At 62.5% G+C, this 20,942-nt stretch carries 14 protein-coding genes; 5 read left to right on the top strand and 9 right to left on the bottom strand.

Features of this window, described 5'->3' with window-relative positions; all coding sequences use genetic code 11:
* Positions 1-117: 117 nt before the first annotated feature.
* Together LQ953_RS04795 and LQ953_RS04790 are read right to left on the bottom strand one after the other, a co-directional pair.
* On the bottom strand, positions 118-1,353 hold the full coding sequence (locus tag LQ953_RS04795; RefSeq protein ID WP_231029526.1) for a dicarboxylate/amino acid:cation symporter: 1,236 nt from the start codon (positions 1,351-1,353) through the stop codon (positions 118-120).
* Positions 1,354-1,556: 203 nt separating this feature from the next.
* The gene (locus LQ953_RS04790; protein ID WP_231029525.1) at positions 1,557-2,375 is read right to left on the bottom strand and encodes an IclR family transcriptional regulator domain-containing protein; all 819 of its coding nucleotides are present in this window, start codon (positions 2,373-2,375) and stop codon (positions 1,557-1,559) included.
* Between the two features lie 304 nt (positions 2,376-2,679).
* Between LQ953_RS04790 and LQ953_RS04785 the strand changes: the two genes are divergently transcribed.
* The 5 genes from LQ953_RS04785 (at position 2,680) to LQ953_RS04765 (ending at position 11,645) form a co-directional block, all read left to right on the top strand.
* On the top strand, positions 2,680-4,404 hold the full coding sequence (locus tag LQ953_RS04785; protein ID WP_231029524.1) for a tannase/feruloyl esterase family alpha/beta hydrolase: 1,725 nt from the start codon (positions 2,680-2,682) through the stop codon (positions 4,402-4,404).
* 63 nt (positions 4,405-4,467) lie between these two features.
* Positions 4,468-7,530 (top strand): TonB-dependent receptor domain-containing protein, encoded by a 3,063-nt coding sequence (locus LQ953_RS04780; RefSeq protein WP_231029523.1) that lies wholly within the window; start codon positions 4,468-4,470, stop codon positions 7,528-7,530.
* 62 nt (positions 7,531-7,592) lie between these two features.
* Positions 7,593-9,029 (top strand): M20/M25/M40 family metallo-hydrolase, encoded by a 1,437-nt coding sequence (locus tag LQ953_RS04775; protein ID WP_231029522.1) that lies wholly within the window; start codon positions 7,593-7,595, stop codon positions 9,027-9,029.
* Positions 9,026-10,264, top strand: coding sequence for a M24 family metallopeptidase (locus LQ953_RS04770; protein ID WP_231029521.1), 1,239 nt, complete (start codon positions 9,026-9,028; stop codon positions 10,262-10,264). Before LQ953_RS04775 ends, LQ953_RS04770 begins: the two co-directional genes overlap by 4 nt.
* 10 nt (positions 10,265-10,274) lie before the next feature.
* Positions 10,275-11,645, top strand: a complete 1,371-nt coding sequence (locus tag LQ953_RS04765) for a M24 family metallopeptidase (RefSeq protein ID WP_231029520.1) — start codon at positions 10,275-10,277, stop codon at positions 11,643-11,645.
* Between the two features lie 40 nt (positions 11,646-11,685).
* Here the strand turns inward: LQ953_RS04765 and LQ953_RS04760 are convergent, their stop codons facing one another.
* The 7 genes from LQ953_RS04760 to rfbC all read right to left on the bottom strand — a co-directional run bounded on the left by LQ953_RS04760 (position 11,686) and on the right by rfbC (position 20,641).
* Positions 11,686-13,365, bottom strand: a complete 1,680-nt coding sequence (locus tag LQ953_RS04760; RefSeq protein ID WP_231029519.1) for an alpha/beta hydrolase-fold protein — start codon at positions 13,363-13,365, stop codon at positions 11,686-11,688.
* Between the two features lie 44 nt (positions 13,366-13,409).
* Positions 13,410-14,762 carry a M24 family metallopeptidase gene (locus tag LQ953_RS04755; protein WP_231029518.1) on the bottom strand — a complete coding sequence of 451 codons (1,353 nt, stop codon included), beginning with the start codon at positions 14,760-14,762 and terminating at the stop codon, positions 13,410-13,412.
* A 1,083-nt stretch (positions 14,763-15,845) separates the two neighbouring features.
* A complete protein-coding gene (gene rfbA, locus LQ953_RS04750; RefSeq protein WP_231029517.1) occupies positions 15,846-16,715 on the bottom strand; it encodes a glucose-1-phosphate thymidylyltransferase RfbA in 870 nt (289 codons plus the stop codon).
* A 66-nt stretch (positions 16,716-16,781) separates the two neighbouring features.
* The gene (locus tag LQ953_RS04745) at positions 16,782-17,912 is read right to left on the bottom strand and encodes a DegT/DnrJ/EryC1/StrS family aminotransferase (RefSeq protein ID WP_231029516.1); all 1,131 of its coding nucleotides are present in this window, start codon (positions 17,910-17,912) and stop codon (positions 16,782-16,784) included.
* A 204-nt stretch (positions 17,913-18,116) separates the two neighbouring features.
* Positions 18,117-19,001 (bottom strand): dTDP-4-dehydrorhamnose reductase, encoded by an 885-nt coding sequence (gene rfbD, locus LQ953_RS04740; protein WP_231029515.1) that lies wholly within the window; start codon positions 18,999-19,001, stop codon positions 18,117-18,119.
* An 11-nt stretch (positions 19,002-19,012) separates the two neighbouring features.
* Positions 19,013-20,065, bottom strand: a complete 1,053-nt coding sequence (gene rfbB / locus LQ953_RS04735) for a dTDP-glucose 4,6-dehydratase (protein ID WP_231029514.1) — start codon at positions 20,063-20,065, stop codon at positions 19,013-19,015.
* A gap of 12 nt (positions 20,066-20,077) precedes the next feature.
* On the bottom strand, positions 20,078-20,641 hold the full coding sequence (gene rfbC, locus LQ953_RS04730; protein WP_231029513.1) for a dTDP-4-dehydrorhamnose 3,5-epimerase: 564 nt from the start codon (positions 20,639-20,641) through the stop codon (positions 20,078-20,080).
* Between the last annotated feature and the right edge of the window lie 301 nt (positions 20,642-20,942).

Below are 20,942 nucleotides of genomic sequence, written 5' to 3'. Positions count from 1 at the left end.
GCTTCGTCCCGTTCAGCCTCGCTCACGCATTCTCCTGTAACCACATGGTCTTGACCGTGCCCGTACCATGAACCCTTCCCGTCCGCGAGGGGCGCGCGTCACTGTCTGTGACGGCGTTCAGCCGCGCGCCGCAGTGTCACCAGAGTTGGTCGAACCACGTCCCGCCAATCGCATAACGGCCATGTCGGCAGTTACGTTGCCAACGGTGCGGAACAGGTCCGGAATTGTCTCCACCGCCAGCAGAAGGGGCAGCAACTCCACCGGCACGCCGATCGCCAGGCACACGGGCCCGATCGTCGCGAAGAACGACACCTGCGCCGGCAGGCCCACCGCCGCCAGGCTGACTGCCGCGGCGACCAGCGCGCCCACAACCAGCAGGCCGATCCCCGGTTCATTACCATACACTGCCGCCAGGTACAGCGCGACGGCGACATTGGCGGCGGCACTCGCCGCGCGAAAGATCGACACGGCCAGCGGCAGGATGATCCCCGCCGCGGCGCGCTCGACGCCCAGCGCGGGCGCCGCCTCCACCATTGCAGGAAGCGTCGCCAGCGAGGACTGCGTGCTGAGCGCCACTACCTGCGCTGGCAGTGCCGCACGTGCGAAGCGGGCAAGCGACAGCCGTCCGATCGCCAGCACGACCAGATACGCCAGCACGCCGATCAGCAGGCATGCACTGGCGACCACCACGACATATTGGACCAGCACGCCGACCGCGCCCGTGCCCGCCCGCGCACCGAGGCCGAACGCGAGCGCGAACACGCCGATTGGGGCCACCAGCAGCACCCATTGCACGATCACCAGCATCGTCTCAGCAATGCCGCGGAACAGGAGCTGGAGCGCCTGCTGCAGATCCGCCGCGACGCGGGCCGCGGCGAAGCCGAAAAACAGTGCGAACACGACCAGCGGCACCATCGCGGTTTCCGCGGCCGCCTTAATCGGGTTGGTCGGGATGATGCCGCTCAGCCAGTCCGAAGCCGCACCCGGCACTGGCGCAGCTCCGGCAGGCGGCCGCAGGCTAGCGGCGGCATCGCCTACCGGCCAGAGGTGGAGCAACACGGTAGTGCTCGCCGCCGCCAACAGGCATCCACCAGCCAACAGCACGGCGAACCACAACAATGCCCGCAATGCGACGCGGTTCTGCCGCGCGTCATGCGCCGCGCCCAAGATGCCCGTCACCAACAGCGAGAAGACCAGCGGCACCACCGTCATCGTGAGTGCATCGAGCCACAGCCGCCCGATCGCTGTGGTCCCGGCTAAGGCCGGCGCCGCGCCAGTCCTGCCTCCCATCAGCGCACCGCCGGCAAGGCCCAGCGCCAGTCCGATCAGGATCCGCAACGACGCGCCGTTCACGCCGCAGCCCCCGATAGCAGACCGAAGCGCACGGGTGGCAACCACAAGCCGATCATCGCATTCCCCCGAACGCAGCACCGCCGCCGCACGCCGCGGGCGTCTTGCCTGCTGCTCACCGCCTGACCATCGCCACGACATGGCGAACAGCGCAAGCGCCAATTCGTGACGGCTTATGCCCGCCGGCCACGCCCCACTTGTCCCGCTTAGCCGAGAAGCCTCTGATTGATCAGGCTGGCAGCTTTCAGAAGTTCTGGCACGAGCTGCTGCTCCATCGCCTTGACCGTGAAGCGCGTGGAGGGACAGCAGGCATTCAGCGCGGCGATCACCCGCTGTTGCCCGTCGCGTATCGGGACCGAAAGCGATCGGACGCCGGCTTCCAGTTCCTCATCAACCAACGAATATCCGCGTCGTCGCGCCTCAAGGATGACGTCGCGCAGCTTTTCCTTTGAGTTCACCGTCTTGGCGGTATGCTGAGTGAGGTCGACCCGATCGATGTAGCGATCAAGCACCTCGTCGGGTTCTGCGGCCAGCAACACCCGCCCTGTCGAAACCGCGTAAGCGGGCAGGCGAATGCCGATATTGATGCTCACTGAAATCACCCGGTCCGGCGTGGAGCGCGCCAGGTAGGTCACTTCGTCTCCAGTCATAACCGCGGTAAAGATCGACTCCTGCGTACGCTGCGTGAGTTCGTTCATGACGGGCTGGGCCACGTCCAATATACCCACGGAAGACAGCGCAGAATACCCAAGCTGCAGGACCTTGGGCCGCAGCGAAAAGATTCGATCGTTCTTCTCGGCATATCCTTCCTGCACCAGCGTCAGCAACAATCGTCGGGTGGTCGCGCGAGACATATTCACTGCCTTGGCTACCTCGCTCAACGTCATCTTCGGGGTAAGACGACTGAATGCGCAGATGACATCCAGGCCCCTTGCCAGTGACGCGACATAATCACGATCGCCATCCTCTCTGAGGTGATTGTCGCCTTCTGCAGCTGAATCATCTGATATTTCGGATTTCTCCACGATACTGCCTCTCTCCGCACGCAGACTCATCTGCACGTTTTGCATATCTGATTTGCGAATATGCTTCCGGTGTCCACTGCTCGATACCTCATCACCTTCCCAAACGCAGTAGCCCGGCGGACCCAGCTTCCTGTTATTTTCTTTCGCGAAACGCGCAGCCGTTCGTTCAGCAGGCGATCCCAATGACCGCCCGTGAAACTTTTGTTCGCTATCCGATCAAAGTCTATTGACAGGCAGCGTCTCGAAAACGAAACTTGGGCTCTGGTGGAACCAAATAACGGTCGCCGGAAAAGGGGAAGACGACATGCGGAAGATATTCGCAGTCGGCGTCGCGATGGCGGCGCTGACGCTTGGCGCGCATGCGCTTAACGCAGAGGATTTCCGCGTCGAGTTCGCGGCTCCAGTTTCGGCAGCTTCTTACGAGGGCCGGCTGATACTGATCCTTACCGACGACGATACAAGCGAACCGCGCTTCCAGGTCGATGCGAACTACGATGCGCCGCAGATCTTCGGACTTCAGGTCGAGAAGTTCGGCAAGGGTCAATTCCGCGTAATCGGCAACTCGGTGCTTGGCTATCCCGGCCGCAGCTTGGCGGACGTGCCTGCGGGCAAGTACACCGTGCAGGCGGTACTCCACAAATACGAGAGCTTCACGCTGGGCAACGGCAAGACCGTCAAGCTTCCAGCGGCGCGCGGCGCCGGGCAGAATTGGCGCAAGGAGCCGGGCAACCTCATCAGCAAGCCCTTCAAGGTCGATTTCGACCCCAAGCGCGCAGGCGAGATCAAGGTCGCGCTTACCGAGGTGCTGCCCCCGATCGCCGAACCCAAGGACAGCGAGTTCGTCCGCCACTTCAAATATCGCTCGGAACGGCTGTCCAAGTTCTGGGGCCGCGACGTCTTCATGCGCGGCCACGTCCTGGTGCCGAAGGATTTCGACAAGCATCCCGAAGCGAAATATCCGCTGGCCATCTTCCACGGCCATTTCCCCGATGATTTCGGAGGCTTCCGCACCACGCCGCCCGACGCCGACATCAAGTGCGAGCCCAGCGAGCGCTTCCGCAACGAGACCTGCTATGCTCGTACCGAGCAGCAGGAAGCCTATGACTTCTACAAGAAGTGGACGTCGCCCGACTTCCCCCGGATGCTGATCGTCGAGATCGACCACAGCAATCCTTATTACGATGACAGCTATGCGGTGAACTCGGCCAATCTGGGGCCGTATGGCGACGCCATCACCTATGATTTCATCCCGGCGTTGGAAAAGAAGTTCCGGGGACTGGGCGCGGGTTGGTCGCGCTTCCTGTACGGCGGATCGACGGGCGGCTGGGAAGCGCTGGCGGCGCAGGTCTTCTACCCGGACGAATATAACGGCGCCTTTGCCGCCTGTCCGGACCCCATCGACTTCCGTCAGACGATGGTCACCAACCTGTACGAGGACAAGAACGCGTATTGGCGCGAGGGGCCCTTCGGGCGCGTCGCCAAGCCAGGCAAACGCGACTATCTTGGCCACGTCTTCTACACCGCAGAAGACGAGAACCGGTGGGAAGCCGTGCTTGGCGACAAGACGCGCTCGGGGGGTCAGTGGGACATTTGGGAGGCCGTCTACTCGCCGATGGGCGCGGACGGCTATCCCATGCGCATCTGGGACAAGGCGACCGGCGTCATCGACAAGAAGGTCGCGGCCTATTGGCGCGACAATTACGATCTGCGCCACATCATGGAGCGCGATTGGAAGACCCTGGGCCCAAAGCTTCAGGGCAAGATCCACATCTATGTCGGCGACATGGACAATTTCTACCTGAACAACGCCGTCTATCTGATGGAGGACTTCCTCAAAAAGGCAAAGCCCGCCTATCAGGGCGAGGTCACCTATGGTGATCGCGACGAGCATTGCTGGAACGGCGATCCGACCCAGCCCAATTCGATCGGGCGCCTGCGCTACAACAGCATGTACGTGCCCAAGATCCTGAAGCGCATCGAAGCGGCCGCACCCGCGGGCGCCGACCTGACGAGCTGGCGCTACCGCTAAAAGCGGGGCGCCGGCGCCTTCTGAACATCACAAAACCAAAACGAAACGGGGAAGCAGAACACCATGATTCAACGTACCAAGTTGCGCGCCACCTTACTTGGCTCGGTCTTCGCGCTCGGCGCCTTGTCGGCGCTGCCGGCGATGGCCCAGGAAGCGGCAGTCGAAACGCCGGCCCAGGCTGAGGACACGCCTGTTGATGAAGGCAATGTCACCGTCACCGGCTCGCGCATCCGCTCGGCGAACATGGAGAGCGTGAGCCCGGTCACCACCATTTCTTCGGAAGAGTTCGCACAGCGCGGTACGGTGCGGACCGAGGATCTGGTCAACCAGCTTCCCCAGGTATTCGCGGCACAGGGCGCGGCCAATTCGAACGAAGCGACCGGCACTGCCCAGGTCGATCTTCGCGGCCTCTCGCCCTCGCGCACGCTGGTTCTCGTGAACGGCCGCCGCCTGCCTTATGGTTCGCCCAAGAACATCCCATCGGATCTTAATCAGGTCCCGACGCCGTTGATCCAGTCGGTCGAAGTGCTGACGGGCGGCGCATCCGCCGTTTATGGCTCGGACGCGATCGCCGGCGTGGTGAACTTCAAGCTGCTCGACGATTTCAACGGTCTGCGCCTGGCCGGCAGCATCGGCGGCTATCAGCATAACAACGACCGTGACGAGCTGCGCGCGCTGCTGGACCGCAACGACGCAGCGGTGCCCGGCGCCTATGCCAAGCCGGACCAGAGCGTGTGGAACGGCTTCACCACCGAAATCTCGGCAGTTGCCGGCGGCAACCTCTCCGACGGGCGCGGCAACGTCACCGCGTACGCGACGTACCGCAAGGTCAACGCCATCCTGCAGGCCGACTATGACTATAGCGCGTGCGGGCTCGGCACCACCGGCGTCGGCGGCAGCGAATATGCGTGCAGCGGATCGGGCACCAACGCACCGGCCAACTTCACCAATGCCGGCCGCATTCCCGGCCTGCCGAACTCCTTCCGGGTCGCGGACGGAACCTTTGTTGCGGGAACGCAGACCTATAACTTTGCGCCCTACAACTATTATCAGCGCCCGGACGAACGCTACTCCTTCGGCGCGACCGCGCACTACGAACTCAACGAGCACATCAAGCCGTATCTCGAGCTCGCGTTCATGGAAGACCGCTCGGTCGCGCAGATCGCACCGGGTACCAACAGCGCCGGCATCAGCATCAACGCCAATGGCATCAACGGCATCAACTGCGACAATCCGTTCCTGAGCGCGCAGCAGGCCAACTTCCTGTGCACCAGCCGCGGCCTTTCCACCGCGAGCACCTATGACGCGCAGGGCAACTATGCCGGCCCCGCCGGGATCGCACAGGGCGTGCTGGTTGCACGCCGCAACGTCGAAGGCGGCAATCGCCAGGACGACATCCAGCATCAAACCTATCGCATCGTTGGCGGCACCCGCGGCCTGCTGGCGGGCGCGTTCAACTATGACCTGTACGGCATCTATTCGAAGGTCAGCTATCGCAGCCGCTTCTCGGGCGACGCCAATCGCCAGCGCACTGCCAATGCATTCAACGCCGTGCGCAACTCGGCCGGCCAGATCGTGTGCGCGATCAATGCGGACGCCAATCCGAACAACAACGACGCCAATTGCGCGCCGCTCGACTATTTCGGCGCCGCCGCATCGCAGGACGCCGTGGACTATGTCGCTGAGGTGAAGAGCATCACCGGCGACACCAGCCTGATCAACGTCGTCGGCGTGATCGACGGGAACCTGGGCACCTATGGCATCCAGTCGCCCTTCGCTGACACCGGCGTCGGCATTGCGGTCGGGTTCGAGTATCGCAAGAACACCGTCGATTATCAGCCTGACGAAGTGTACCAGGCGGCCGCCAGCCCCGAACTGCCGATCAACGGATCGACTGCCGCCAAGGAGTTCTTCGGCGAGCTGATCCTGCCGCTGGTCGAGAACCGCCCCTTCTTCCAGACGCTGTCGTTCGAAGGCGCGTATCGCTTCTCCGACTATGACACCGGCTTCAAGACGCACACCTACAAGCTGGGGCTCAACTGGTCGCCGGTGAACGATCTGCGCTTCCGCGGGTCGTATCAGCGTGCGGTGCGTGCGCCCAACGTGATCGAACTCTTCTCGAGCCAGACGCTGTTCGAAGTCGAACTGACGGAGAACGCCAATGGATCGTTCGATCCATGCGCCGGCGCGACGCCGATCGCAACGCTGGAACAGTGCGCCCGCACCGGTGTGACCGCCGGCCAGTATGGCAACATCGTCGACAATCCTGCCGGCCAATTCTACTCGCTGATCGGCGGCAACCCGGCGCTGCAGCCGGAGACCGCCAAGACCCTTTCGCTGGGTGCGGTGTTCGAGCCCCGCTTCGTGCGCGGCCTGACGGTCTCGCTCGATTACTTCGACATCAAGGTCGAAAATCTGGTCGGCAGCGTCAATCCGAACCTCTCGCTGGCGAACTGCATTGCCAATGGCGATCCCTTCTTCTGCGATCAGATCCGGCGCAGCCCCGCCGGTTCGCTGTGGCAGAGCGAGTCAGGGTACTTCCAGCGATTCAACGTCAACACCGGCTCGCTCCAGACCAAGGGTATCGACGTTGCGGCGGATTACCGGATGAACCTGGACGATATCGGCCTGGGTGGCGGTCGTCTCGCCTTCAACTTGGCGGGCACGTATCTCGACTCGTACAAGACGGTGCCGCTGCCCAACTCGCCTGCGGCCGACACCTATGAGTGCGTGGGCCTGTATGCCGGTCTTTGCGGTCGCCCGCGTCCCGAATGGCGTCACAAGCTGACGACCACCTGGATGCCCGACAGCAGCTTCAATCTGGCCTTCGCATGGCGGTACGTCTCGTCGGTCCAGATCGCCCAGACCAGCGATCAGCCGGCACTCACCGGCAGCTTCGCGGCGCTCAACAAGGAACTCGGCGCGCGCAGCTATTTCGACCTGTCGATGGCGTATAGCGTGCGCAAGGACTTCACCTTCCGCCTGGGCGTGAACAACCTGTTCGACAAGGATCCCCCGCTGACCACGACCGCGGCGATCGAGGACGGCGGCAACGGCAATACCTACCCGCAATTCTATGATGCGGCCGGACGCTATCTTTTCCTGAGCGCGTCGGTCGGCTTCTGAGGATTGCCCGCCCCGGCGACGAGCCTATCGTCGCCGGGGCTTTTGTTTCGAGAGGGTGTTTGATGACGATGTACGGATCTGCGCGGCGCATGGCCGCGGTGGCGCTGGTATCGGTTTGCAGCGCGGCCTTGCCCGCAATGGCGCAAACGGAGCCGGCGGTGAGCGACGCCGACCGCACCATGGCGCGCGCGATCCTTGAGGAAGCCATTGCCGTTCCGACCGCCAAGGGCCGCGGCCAGGTGCCGGTCCTTGCCGAGAAGTTCGCCAAGCGGCTGCGCGAAGCGGGCTTCCGCGCGGACGAGATCGAGATGTTGCCGATCGAGATCGAAGGCGAGAAGACGGTCGGCCTCGTGGTGCGCTACGCCGGCCGCAACCCATTGGCCAAGCCGATCGCGTTCCTGGGCCATATGGACGTGGTCGATGCGCTCAAGGAGAATTGGGCCACCGATCCCTACGTGCCGGTCGAAAAGGACGGCTATATCTATGGCCGCGGCTCGACCGACAACAAGGCCGGGGTGACGGCGTTGGTCGCGAGCTTCATCCGTCTCAAAAAGTCTGGGTTCGTACCCCAGCGTGACCTGCTCCTCGCCTTCTCCGGCGACGAGGAGACGGGCATGCAGACGACCCGCCTGCTGATCCAGCACCCCTTGGTGGCGCGCGCGGAATATGCGCTCAATTCGGACGCCGGCGGCGGCACCGTCACCACCGAGGGCAAGTATGATTTCAACATCCAGGCCGCGGAAAAGACCAACGCCAGCTTCGCGATCTCCGCCACAAACGCTGGTGGCCACAGCTCCGCGCCGCGTCCGGACAATGCGATCTACGATCTGGCCGATGCGATCAAGAAGGTGCAGGCGCTGCGCTTCCCGGTCGAGTTCAACCAGATCACGCGGATCATGGTCGCCGACCTTGCCGCCGAGAAGGGCGGGGCGCTGGGTGCCGCGCTGACGGCCCTGCTCGCCAATCCGGCCGACGCCGCTGCGCGCGCCGAGGTGGAGAAATACCCGCAATATTCGAACCTGTTGCAGACCACTTGCGTCGGCACGATGCTTCAGGCCGGCAACGCCCCCAATGCCCTGCCGCAGAATGCGACGCTGACCGTCAATTGCCGCATCTTCCCCGGCACCCCCGTCGCCGCGGTGCAGGCGAAGCTTGTCGAGGCGATCGGCAACGACAAGATCCGCCTTTCGCTGATCGGCGAAGCAGTCGAAAGCCCGGTTTCTCCGGTCAACCCGGCCTTGTTCGCGACGCTGCAGCGGGCGGTGCGGCGCGTCTATCCGGGCGTCACACTCAAGCCGAGCATGTCGTCGGGCGGCACCGACGGCCGCGAATTCCGCAAGCGCGGCATTCCGACTTACGGCGCCGGCGCGCTGCCGCTTCGCATGCCCGAAGACAGCCGCGCACATGGCACGGATGAGCGCGTGCCGATCGCGGCCTATCTGCGCCAGCTCGACTATTGGGATGGGCTGCTGCGCGACCTTGGGAGCCGCGCAAAGTGAGCCTTGGCCGCCGCGAGCTACTGGGGATCGCCGCTGCCGGCACCGCACTCGCGGCGGCGCCGCGCGCCGCGGCAGCACCGCAACCCGCCACGATTGCCGAGGCCGCGCCGATCACGCGCGCGGAACGGCAGGCGCGGCTCGCCGGCGTGCAAGCCGAGCTGCGCCGCCGCAATCACGCGGCGTTACTCGTCGAGGCGGGATCGTCACTGTTCTATTTCACCGGGATCGACTGGTGGCGTAGCGAGCGTACCACCGCCGCGCTGATCCCCGCCGATGGCCCGGTGTTGATCGTCACCCCCTTTTTCGAAGAGCCCTCGATCCGCGAGATGCTCGACGTTCCCGGCGAAGTGCGCGTCTGGCAGGAGGATGAAAGTCCCTTCGCGCTGATCGCCGATTGGCTCAAGGCACGGAAGCTCGCCAACGGCATCCTTGCGGTCGAGGAGACGGCGCGCTTTTTTATCGTCGATGGCATTCGCGCCCTGCTTCCCGATCTGCGCACCGCATCGGGAGCCGGCGCCGTCAACGCGCTGCGGCTGATCAAGACCCCTGCCGAGATCGCGCTGATGCAGCGCGCCAACGACATCTTGAACGCGGCATACCGCGCCATGCACCCCCAGGTGCAGGCTGGCATGACCGCGACCGAGATCAACGCGATCATGACTGCCGAGATCGCCCGGCTGGGCGGCCAGCGCGGATCAAGCAGCGCTCAGATCGGCCCCGGCAGCGCGCTGCCCCATGGCTCGAAAGAGAGGCTCAAGCTGACGGCGGGCACAGTCGTGCTGATGGACTGCGTGTGCACGGTCGAGGGCTATCATGCCGACATCTCGCGCACCTTCGTCCATGGCACGCCCTCGGCCGAGCAGCGCAAGGTTTTTGCCGAAGTGTGCCGCGGGCAGGGGGTTGCGATGGAAGCGGCCCAGATCGGCGCTTTGGCCGGTCAGGTCGATGACGCGGTACGCGGCTATTACGAAAGCCTCGGCTATGGGCCGCGCTACAAGCTGCCGGGACTCTCGCACCGCACCGGCCACGGCATCGGCCTCGACGTCCATGAGCCTGTAAACCTCGTCCATGGCGAAGCCACCAAGCTGGCGCCCGGCATGTGCTTCTCCAACGAACCCGGCCTTTATTTCCCCGGCAAGTTCGGGGTGCGCGTCGAGGATTGCTTCCACATGACTGAGGCGGGGCCGCGCTTCTTCACGCAGCCTCCTTCCTCACTCGACCAGCCCTTCGGTTAAAAGGAACCGCATGTCCCGCTTCAAAGCCATGACGCTCGGCAGCGCCGCCGCGCTGGCGCTCCTCACCCCGCACGCTGGTGCCACCGCCATCTGCACGCCGACGCAGGATGAGGCGTCGATGTCACCGGCAATGCCCAGTATATTGCCGCTGCGCGATCAGGCGGCGCTGCGCGATCAATGGCTGATGCAGCGCTTCGACACAGTCCTGCCCCAGCTGATGCGGGAGAACGGCATCGACATGTGGGTGCTGGTGGCGCGCGAGTATCTCGAAGATCCGGTGATGACGACGATGCTCAACGCCACCAATTTGCGAGCGCGGCGCCGCACGATCCTGATCTTCTTCGATCCCGGTCAGGGTAAGCCGATCGAGCGGCTGGTGGTCAGCAAGCATGGCATGGGCGATCTCTACACGCCGGTGTGGGACATGGAGAAGCAGCCCGATCAGTGGGCGCGTGTTCGCGAGCTGATTGCGGCGCGCAATCCCAAGAAGATTGCACTCAACACCTCGTCGCTCACGGCCTTCGCCGATGGGATGACGCATACCCAGTACACGGATCTGACGGCGGCGATGACCCCGGCGATGCGCGCCCGGATCGTGCCTGGCTACCCGCTAGCGATCGGCTGGCTGGAGACGCGGACGCGCCAAGAAATGGAGCGCTATGCCGAGGCAGTGCGCGCAGCGCATGCGATCATCGGCGAGGGCTTCTCGGCCAAGGTGGTGAAGCCCGGCGTCACCACTAATGAGGATCTGGTCTGGTGGTATCGCCAGCGGGTCAGCGAACTCGGCTTCGGTTCCTGGTTCCACCCGTCAGTTGAAGTCACGCGCAAGGGCACGCCAGGCGTGCTGCGCGAGCGCGCCAGCGTGATCCAGAAAGGCGACATGCTGCGCGTCGATTTCGGCATCGTCTATCTTGGGCTCAACACCGACACGCAGCATGTCGCCTATGTCCTGCGCGACGGCGAAACCGATGCGCCGGCGGGCCTGAGGGCGGGGCTGCGCGACAACAACTGCGTCCAGGATGCGGTGACCTCCGAGTTCCGCGTGGGTGCCACTGGTAACCAGGTGCTCAATCGCGCCCGCGCCAAGGCGATCGCCGCCGGTTTGCGCCCGACCATCTATTCGCACCCGATCGGCTATCACGGCCACGCCGCAGGCAGTTCGATCGGACTTTCGGAAGAGCAGAAGTTCGTGCCCACCGGCGAGTATAAGCTGCGGCCCAACATCGCCTGGTCGATCGAGCTCATGGCGACCCGCGCCGTGCCTGAGTGGGACGGTCAGCAAGTCGACTTCAAGAGCGAGGAAGACGCCTTCTTTGACGGTCAGACCATCGGCTATATCGACGGCCGACAGACCAAGTTCCATCTGATCGGCGAGCAATAAGCGAAGCGACCCCCTTCCCAGAACGGAAGGGGGGCTCACCTCAGCGATAGCGCCAGCTGGTCAGATCTGCCCCCTTGGGTGCTGCGGCTTGGATACGCTGCATCATCTTGGGCACATACATGCTGTTGTACCGCAGCCGGGTGATCTTGTTGGGCAGGCTGGGATCTCCATTCCAGCAATGCTCGGCGCGGTCGCCATATTTGACTTCGCCTTCATAAGCCGGATCGGCGCGTTCTAGGAATTCCTCCATCAGATACACGGCGTTGTTGAGGTGGAAGTTGTCCATGTCGCCGACATAAATGTGCAGCTTGCCTCGCAATTTGGGGCCAAGCGTCTTCCAGTCGCGCTCCAGGATGTGGCGTAGGTCGTAATTCTCGCGCCAATGTGCCGCGACCTTCTTGTCGATCACGCCGGTGGTCTTGTCCCAGATCGGCAGCGGATAGCCGTCCTCGCCCATCGGCGAATAGACCGCGTCCCAGATGTCCCATTGCCCGCCCGAGCGGCTCTTGCTGCCGAGCACGCGCTCGTAGCGATTTTCCATTTCGTTGGTCCAACCGACATGGCCAAGATAGTTCTGGTTGACCATCCGCTCCACGCGCCCGAACGGCCCGATCTTCCAAAAGGCGTTCTCGTCGTCATAGATGTTGACGACCTTGGTCTGCCGGAAATCGACGGTATCCGGGCAGGCCGCGAACGCGCCGTTATAGGCGTCGGGGTAGAAGATCTGCGCCGCCAGCGCCTCCCAGCCCCCGGTCGAGCCGCCATACAGGAAGCGCGCCCAGCCTTGCCCCAGCCCTTGGAACTTCTTTTCCAGCGCCGGCAGGAATTCGTGGGTGATCGCATCGCCATAGGGGCCAAGATTGGCCGAGTTCACGGCATAGCTGTCGTCGAAATAGGGATTGCTGTGGTCGATCTCGACAATCAGCATCCGAGGGAAATCGGGCGACACCCATTTGCGGTAGAAGTCGTACGCCTCCTGCTGCTCGATCCGGTTATAGCATGGCTCGTCGAACCGTGCCGCAGGCACGCATTTCAGGTCGGCCTCCGGGGGCGTGGTCCGAAAGCCGCCAAAGCCTTCGGGGAAATGTCCGTGGAACACCGCGATCGGAAAGCGCGCCTCGGGATGCTTGTCGAAGTCCTTGGGCACCAGAACATGCCCGTTGAGGAACACGTCGCGGCCCCAGAATTTCGACAGGCTGGGACTGCGGAACTTGAAGAAGCGGACAAATTCGCTGTCCTTGGGCTCGGCAATCGACGGCATCACCTGGTCGAGCGTCACCGTGATGGCGTCACGTCGCGCAGGATCGAAGGTGATGCGTTGCGGCCTGCTATACAGGTTGCCCGGCTCCTTGCGCCAGTTCTGCCCGGCCCCGCGCGCCGCCGGGAGCTTCACTGACTTCCCATTGGCGAGGTGATAGCTGTCATATTTGTGGAGCACCGCCTGCACCGTATAGGTGCCCGCCGGAACACCGCGCAGGTCGGCAATCGGATAGCCGGTCACCCCGCCCGCGAACGCCACCGACTGGCCGGCACGCCAGCCATCGACATCTTCGCCGAAAATTTGTGCGGACGCAAAGCCGCGCTCCACCTGGAAGCGCGGCTCGACAGTCTCGTTGCGGCTGAAGATCAGGATGACGCGGCCGTCATACTCGGCTTGCGGCATGCCCAGCGACAATTGCACCCGAACCGTCTGCGCAACGGCCGGCGCCGAGAGAGCCAATGCCGCTCCTGCCAGCAGCGCGCGCAACCCGCTTCGCATCCTGGTTATGGCCGGGGCACGAGGATGAACGCTTCCTGCCCGCCATCAAGGAAGCGGAAGCTGCCATCGCTCGACAGGAAGCCATTTTCCTCATGCATGAAGCGCACTTTCTGACCGCCCCATTCGGGCACGTCGTGCTGGGCATTAAGCTCGATCGACCATGCGGTGTTTACATCGATCCGATAGTCGCCCTTGCCGGCTGCCGGCCGCTGATTTTCCCACGAACCGATGGCGCTTCCGGCGCCATGGCCGTGATAGCCGATGGGGTGCGTGTAGATCGTGCCGTCTACCCCTTCGCGCTCGATCTGCTTGCGCGCGAGCGCCAGCACTTCATTGCCCGTACGGCCGGGTTTCAGCGCCGCGATGGTCGCCGCGCGCACGCGGTTCATCGCTGCCATGCCGTCGCGCAGTCCCTTGGGCGCCTGCGTCTCGCCAGGCTTGAGAACATAGGCCAGCCGCTGGATATCCGTGTTCAACCCCAGATAGGTGATGCCGAAATCGACGTGCAGCATGTCGCCCGGCATGATCACGGTATCGCCGCGGTGGCCCATTTCCTGAACGTTGAACTTGCCGCCATCGGCGCGTTGGATCGCGACGCTCGGCTGGAACCAGGTGTCAAGCTTCAGCTCGGAGATACGGTTGCGGAAATACCAGACCACATCGTCCGACGTGGTCACGCCCGGCGTGATGACCAGCTCCGAGAACCCTTCCTCGATGATCGCATGCGAAATGCGCGAAATCGTCGGATAGGTCGCCATTTCGTCCGGAATCCGCGTCTCGAGCCAGCCAAGGCCGAGCCGCTCGCGCGACACCAGCCGCTTGGACATGTCGGGACCCAGCGCGCGGACAATGGCTTGGTAGTGAGTCGAACTCAGCCCGTCGGCGAGCGGGAACTCCTCCGATCGATTGAGCGCGATCGTCGCGGGATTGCGCGTGGCGACGATCTTCGCCAGTTCCGCCCACTGGTCGGGCTGCGCGTCAGGGTTCCAGGCCGGCGCGAAGTCTCCTACCGGATAGCGGGCCAGCGCCAGCTTCTCGATCGGCTTGCCTTCGCCGGGATCAAAGAAGACCAGGATTGTGCGGCGACGCGCGTGCAGCCAGGTCGCCGGCAGCATGGTCTCGACGATCGGATCTTCGTTATACTCGCCCGCGACCAGGATCCACATCTGCACCTTGTCGCGGCGCATCAACGTCGGCAACACCTTCTCGAAGCGCTGCTTCAGCCAACGATCCTCGGTCTCAGCCCGCCGCTCAAGCGGCAGGATGCTCGGCATACGCAGCTCGGCGGACCGCGCAGCGACATCCTGGACCGCAGGCGCTACAATCGCTGCGGTAGCCGCCAGCATCAACGAGTACATAGGACCCCCTTTTAGTTGTTCGGATAGCGAACATGTGTTCGACAGGAGGCTAGCTTGTGTCCCATCAAGTCACAAGCCTTCCGGGGAATGGGCGCGTGGAGAAAAGGTAGGGCCGACAGCAATCCTCCCATCAAAGGGCGCGCCGTTCTTTCAGGTGCACGCCTTGGGTGGTCCAGCTAGCGCCACACGAAGCGTGATGCCGTTCGTTGAACGTCGACCCGTTACGGCTTGATGCCAGAATGGTGGGGAATGTCGCCAAGGGTCATGGCTGGCGTTACAAATCCCGGCGTGGCCCGGAAGAGCGGCCAAATGGCCGAGCGGGAGGTGTTCTCAAACCTTTTTAATGATTTGATATCACAGCAAAAACCTTCGCGGCGCTGCCCAGCTGCCCCACACTTTTCCCCACGCCGCGCGTGAGATTTCTAGGGACTCTGCGGCGAGGCATGCCCGACACGTTCAGTGACGTGCTTGATACCGTATTTCGCCTGCCAGTGCTGTTCATCCGTTTGCGCTTACGGCGAGCTCGCAAGATTAGCCGCGCGCGACGTGCGGAGCTCGCCATCGGCCGGGTGCAGCAGATCTGCAGCCCGCATCATCTGGCAGCCCCGCGCTTGAGAAGGAGTCAATCGCCTAGCATTGATTGAGTGGGCGTCGCCGCGGCTGGCGACCTGATGCGCGTGAGCTACAGTCTGGCCGCCGAGATCCGTCCTTAAAGATCGCGCGGCAAAAGGGCATATGCTGAGTCGAGCCGACCCGACATTTCTTGCTCGTGCCTTGGCAATCGGCCCTTAAACGACAGCGCGGCAAGCTTTCCAGACGGTCCCCGGACAAAATTCGTCCTAAGTATCTGGGGCCCGGCTGCTCTGAGGTTAATTGAAGCCTGGGCGCTTTATACCCTTTAGCCGCAGCTTTTTTCGATGCTGACGCCTCAAGGCGGCTATCGTAACTGGTGTGCTCACTAGCACGATCGTGCCGACAATGGAGTACGCGACGATTTCTCGAGTCAGTTCAATCATTTGCGTTCCGTGGAAGGAGTCTGATTAAATCGGAGCTTTGCTTATGCCTACACCTAATGGACTTCGACTAGGGGCGTGGCAGCGCTTTCAAAATCGCGCGGCCGTAGGCAGTTTTGATGAAGCGCTCGCCTGCCGCTCGTGCTTGGTCCGCAGTGATGAAGCCCTGAACATAGGCAATCTCCTCGAGGCAGGCGATTTGGACCCCTTGTCGATGCTGGATCGTCCGCACGAACTCCCCAGCCTCAAGCAGGCTGTCGTGCGTGCCGGTGTCGAGCCACGCATAACCGCGACCCATCTGCTCGACATAGAGATCGCCGGCCTCCATGTACGCGCGATTCAAATCCGTGATCTCCAGTTCGCCGCGAGCGGAGGGACTCAGGCCTCTTGCGAAATCGACCACGCGATTGTCGTAGAAGTACAGTCCAGTGACTGCACAATCCGATTTCGGCTTGGCCGGCTTCTCCTCCAGGCTGACGGCCTTACCGTCGCTGGTGAGCTCGACAACGCCGTAACGCTCTGGATCTTCCACATGGTAGGAAAACACCGTCGCTCCTGTCTCCCGTGCAACTGCGTTGCTGAGGAGTTCAGTTAAATGTGCGCCAAAGAAAATGTTGTCGCCGAGAACTAGCGCCACCCTGTCGCTTCCGATGAAATCAGCGCCAATGGTAAATGCCTGCGCAAGCCCTTCCGGTTTCGGCTGCTCGGCGTAAACGATCGACAATCCGAGATGCGCGCCGTCTCCAAAGAGACTGCGGTAGTTTTCGATATATTCCGGGCTGGATATTATCAATGTTTCTCGGATGCCCGCTAGCATCAGAACGGACATTGGATAATATATCATCGGCTTGTCGTAGACAGGAAGTAACTGTTTATTGACAGCCAGTGTCGCGGGATGGAGCCGCGTCCCGGATCCTCCGGCTAGAATGATGCCCTTCATAGTTATTATCCACACCTAAGAATTTTAGTAAAAGTTTAAAGTCGCCGGCGCGAATCGCGTGATTTCCTACGCCCTCACGCGAACTGGATTGTGTGCGTGGGTGATGAACTCGGCGATACGATCAACATCATCATCGGACAAGCCAGGGTAAATCGGAAGGCACAGGACCTGATTCACGATCTGGTTTGCAATAGGAAGGTTTTCGGGGACGGCGCTGGGCAGGCTATCATACATCGGCAAGTTGGATAGCAGTGGGTAGAAGTATTTTCGGCTAACAATCCCGGCCTGTTTTAGTCTGTCATAAAGTTGATCTCGGTCGATCGCGAATTCTGGCAGTACCAAGATTGGGAAGTAGGAGTAGTTGGCGGTGACCCCGCGCGGGATTGGCGGAACATGGATGCCTGCGATCCCATTCAGGTGTGCCCGGTACCGCTCGTCGACACGTTGCCGCAATGCGCGGACTTCCTCGTAATGATCGAGTTGCAGATGGCCAAGCGCGGCATTCAGCTCGGACATCTTGCCATTCGTCCCGACCAGCGGGATCGCGTCTTCGCTGGCGATACCGAAGTTCTTAGCTCGCTCGACTCCCTGCTTCGCCTGCGCCGTCGCGTTTACGATCGCTCCGCCTTCGAAGGTGTTGTAGGACTTCGTCGCGTGAAAGCTCAGGGTCGACATGTCGCCCCACTGGAATACGCTACGTCCGTTTAGCCGCACGCCGAACGCATGTGCGGCATCGTAGATCACGCGCAGCCCGTGACGCTTGGCAATCGCCTCGATCGCATCCACCGCGCAAGGATTGCCGTAGCAATGCACCCCCACGATCGCCGAAGTCGCTGGCGTTATCGCCCGCTCGACAGCATCGGGATCGATATTGAAGTCGTCCGGCGAGATGTCGACGAAAACCGGCCTCAAGTTTCCGCGTTTGATCGAGTGGGTGGTGGCAACGAACGAGTAAGGGGTCGTTATCACCTCACCCGACAGTGCTGCCGCGTCGATCGCGATTTCCAGCGCGAGTGCACCGTTGGTGGTGAGGGACACTTCGGGGGCGTCAAGATACTCGGCAAGCCTCTGCTCGAGTGATTGATGAAAAGGCCCTCCGTTGGTGAGGATGCGACTTTCCCAAATCTGCTCCAGCAGGGCGACATAGTCGGCGAGAGGGGGAAGAAACGGACGCGTGACGAAAATAGGGTCGCTCATGAAGTCTCCACAATGCAGTCAACACGTTGGCAACGCGTTCCTGCCCTCCACATGGCCAGCTTGACGGCTCGCCCCGCTCGGATGTCAGCGTGGGGCGTTCTCTTACGACGCCATAGCAGGGAGAGCAAACATCACCCACTACTTGGCATTGCACAGGCTGCGGGCCCGATCATCAGGTCGCCCCCGAAGCCTGTGCCCGGATTGCTATGCGCCAGCCGCTTCCGGCTGGCCCAGAAGTTCGTCCATGACCTCTCCGAGCGCTTCGGTCCAGGGCCGAGGGAAAATGGAAAACTCGGCGGAGGTACGAGATGTGTCGAGCAGCGAATTGGCAGGTCGCGTGGCTCGCGTAGGGAAGTCGCAAGTGGCAATCGGCTCCACATGGGCTTCAGATCCCCCCCGGGCGGCACTTTGAGCAAAAATCTCTCGCGCGAAATCCGCCCAATTGGTACAACCTGCGTTCGCGAAATGGTACGTACCCGAGGGTGCAGCAGGATCTTGCCATAGGCGTACCACAATGCGCGCCAGTGCATCCGCAAGATCGGCAGCCGCAGTGGGGCCACCGGTCTGATCTGCCACCACACGTACTGTGTCGCGGTCTGCGGCAAGCCGCAACATCGTTTTCACGAAATTGCTGCCCTGCGCGCTGAAGACCCACGAGGTGCGGACTACCGCGTGACGTGCGCCCGAAGTGCCGACGGCGAGTTCGCCCCCAAGCTTGGAAGCGCCATAGACACCAAGCGGAGCGACAGGGTCGGTGACCGCCCAGGCTCCAAGCTTCGTGCCGGGGAATACATAATCGGTAGACACCTGAACGATCGGAATGCCCGCCTCCCGGCAGCACTCCGCCAGGATCGCCGGCCCCAGGGCATTGACCGCCCAGGCCTTGGCGGGCTCGTCTTCGGCGCGGTCGACCGCGGTATAGGCGGCCGCGTTGATCACCGCATCCCACCGCCCCTCGGCGAAGCGCGCGCGGACGCCGGCAGCATCCTCCAGGTCGAGCAGATCGCGAGTAACCGGATCCGCGCACCAGCCATCGGGCCAGCGCAACCGGCTAAGCGCCGAACCAAGCTGCCCGGCACCGCCCGTCACCAGAACACGCCTCAAGCTGCTAAACCGCGTCGGTCCACGGCCCCGGCCTCCACAATGGAGCGCCACCAATGTTCGTTGTCCAGATACCAGCGAACCGTCTTTTCGATGCCGCTCTCGAAGGTCTCGGCCGGAGACCAGCCCAACTCGTCGCGGATGCGGCTGGCGTCGATGGCATAACGCTTGTCGTGACCGGGCCGGTCGGCGACATACCCGATCTGTTCTTCGTAGCGTTTGCCGTCGGAGCGCGGGCGTAGCCGGTCGAGGATGGCGCAGATGGTTTGTACGACCTCGACGTTCTGCTTCTCGTTATGGCCGCCGATGTTATAGGTACGCCCCGTCTTGCCGTGTTCGAACACCGTCTGGAGGGCGCGGGCATGATCCTCGACGAACAGCCAGTCGCGAATTTGATCCCCCTTGCCATAGACGGGCAGCATTTCGCCCGCGAGGGCCTTGACGATCATCAGAGGGATGAGCTTCTCGGGAAAGTGAAACGGACCGTAGTTGTTCGAGCAATTCGTAATCAGGACGGGGAGGCCGAAGGTGTGCCCCCATGCGCTCACCAAGTGGTCCGAAGAGGCTTTCGACGCTGAATAAGGCGAGCGGGGATCGTAGGGCGTCTCCTCGGTAAAGAGGCCGCTCTCGCCCAGGGATCCATAAACCTCGTCGGTGGAGATATGGTGGAACCGGAACGCCGCGCGCCTCGCCGCGTCAAGGCCCTGCCAATAGCGCCGCGCCTCCGTCAGCATCACGAAGGTTCCGACGACGTTCGTCTGGATGAAGGCGTCGGGCCCATCGATAGAGCGGTCCACGTGGCTTTCGGCCGCCAGATGGGTCACCACATCGGGTGCGAATTCCTGCATCGCGCGTGCAACAGCGTCACCGTCGCAGATGTCGCCGCGAACGAACTTATAGCGGGGGTCCGTCGCTACGTCCGTGACCGTCGACAGGCTGCCCGCGTAGGTAAGCTTGTCGTAATTGAGGACTTCGTGCCCCGTGTTCGCGATAAGGTGCCGAATCAAGGCGGAGCCGATGAACCCGGCGCCGCCAGTGACGAATATCCGCATCTTCTTCTTTCCTTAGCCGAGCGGCTCGAGTGGGTGACCGTCATAGACGAAGGGCGAATGGAAGTTTTCCAGCGCCGGAAGGGCCGCGTCCTTCGGAGAGAGCTCAGGGAGAGCCCCGTCAGGTAGCGGCCACGCAATCGGCACGGAGTCCCACCGAATGCCCGCATCGCAATCCGGCGCGTAGAAATCAGAGACCTTGTACATGATCTCGCAGTCGCTCTCCAGCGTCAGGAACCCGTGCGCAAATCCGGCAGGCACGAACATCTGCGATCCGTTTTCCGCCGTTAATTCAGCGGCCACCCAGTGGCCATAAGTCGGGGAACCCGATCGCATGTCGACGGCGACATCGTATATGCGTCCTCGAACACAGCGCACCAGCTTGGCCTGGCTATGCGGCGGCACTTGAAAATGGAGACCTCGCAGCGTGAACGGCGCTACGGAGAGCGAGTGATTGTCTTGCACGAACCGACAGGCGCGGCCGTTCGCCGTAAAGTTGCGCTCCGAGTAGACCTCGGTGAACCAACCCCTACTGTCGACATGGCGCGATGCGGGAATGAGCTGTACTGGAGACGTCACCGGGGCTCCATAACCAGTCTTCCATGAGGAGGCAATCGCACGGGGCGTCGCCGTCGTTGGCACCCGAGAGCCTGGCGGCTGCCTTGCGTTGCTTGCGCGCGGCTTGTACATGCGCGAGCCGAAATGGACGGGGCGACTTAGATATTCGAGGCCTCATCCATACTCATCAGCAAGTTGATCCTGCATGGAAGCCAGTGAAAGTAATGCCCGGCATTTGCCGCGATCGGACGATCAGGGTGAGGGGCTGACCGGAGGGAGGATTGCGCGGAGCGGCCATGTTCGTGTCGTTCTCCTCGGCGCG

Origin of the sequence: Sphingomonas sp. IC-56 (genome assembly GCF_021043375.1) — a bacterium.
GTDB lineage: Bacteria > Pseudomonadota > Alphaproteobacteria > Sphingomonadales > Sphingomonadaceae > Sphingomonas.
Note: the sequence above shows the minus strand (reverse complement) of the source record. Positions and strands in the feature narration are given on the sequence as shown.

Excerpts from the sequence above, each read along its gene's own strand:
- LQ953_RS04785 (WP_231029524.1), top strand. The coding sequence starts at position 2,680 with ATGCGGAAGATATTCGCAGTCGGCGTCGCGATGGCGGCGCTGACGCTT.
- LQ953_RS04780 (WP_231029523.1), top strand. The coding sequence starts at position 4,468 with ATGATTCAACGTACCAAGTTGCGCGCCACCTTACTTGGCTCGGTCTTC.
- LQ953_RS04775 (WP_231029522.1), top strand. The coding sequence starts at position 7,593 with ATGACGATGTACGGATCTGCGCGGCGCATGGCCGCGGTGGCGCTGGTA.
- LQ953_RS04765 (WP_231029520.1), top strand. The coding sequence starts at position 10,275 with ATGTCCCGCTTCAAAGCCATGACGCTCGGCAGCGCCGCCGCGCTGGCG.
- LQ953_RS04755 (WP_231029518.1), bottom strand. The coding sequence starts at position 14,762 with ATGTACTCGTTGATGCTGGCGGCTACCGCAGCGATTGTAGCGCCTGCG.
- rfbA (WP_231029517.1), bottom strand. The coding sequence starts at position 16,715 with ATGAAGGGCATCATTCTAGCCGGAGGATCCGGGACGCGGCTCCATCCC.
- LQ953_RS04745 (WP_231029516.1), bottom strand. The coding sequence starts at position 17,912 with ATGAGCGACCCTATTTTCGTCACGCGTCCGTTTCTTCCCCCTCTCGCC.
- rfbB (WP_231029514.1), bottom strand. The coding sequence starts at position 20,065 with ATGCGGATATTCGTCACTGGCGGCGCCGGGTTCATCGGCTCCGCCTTG.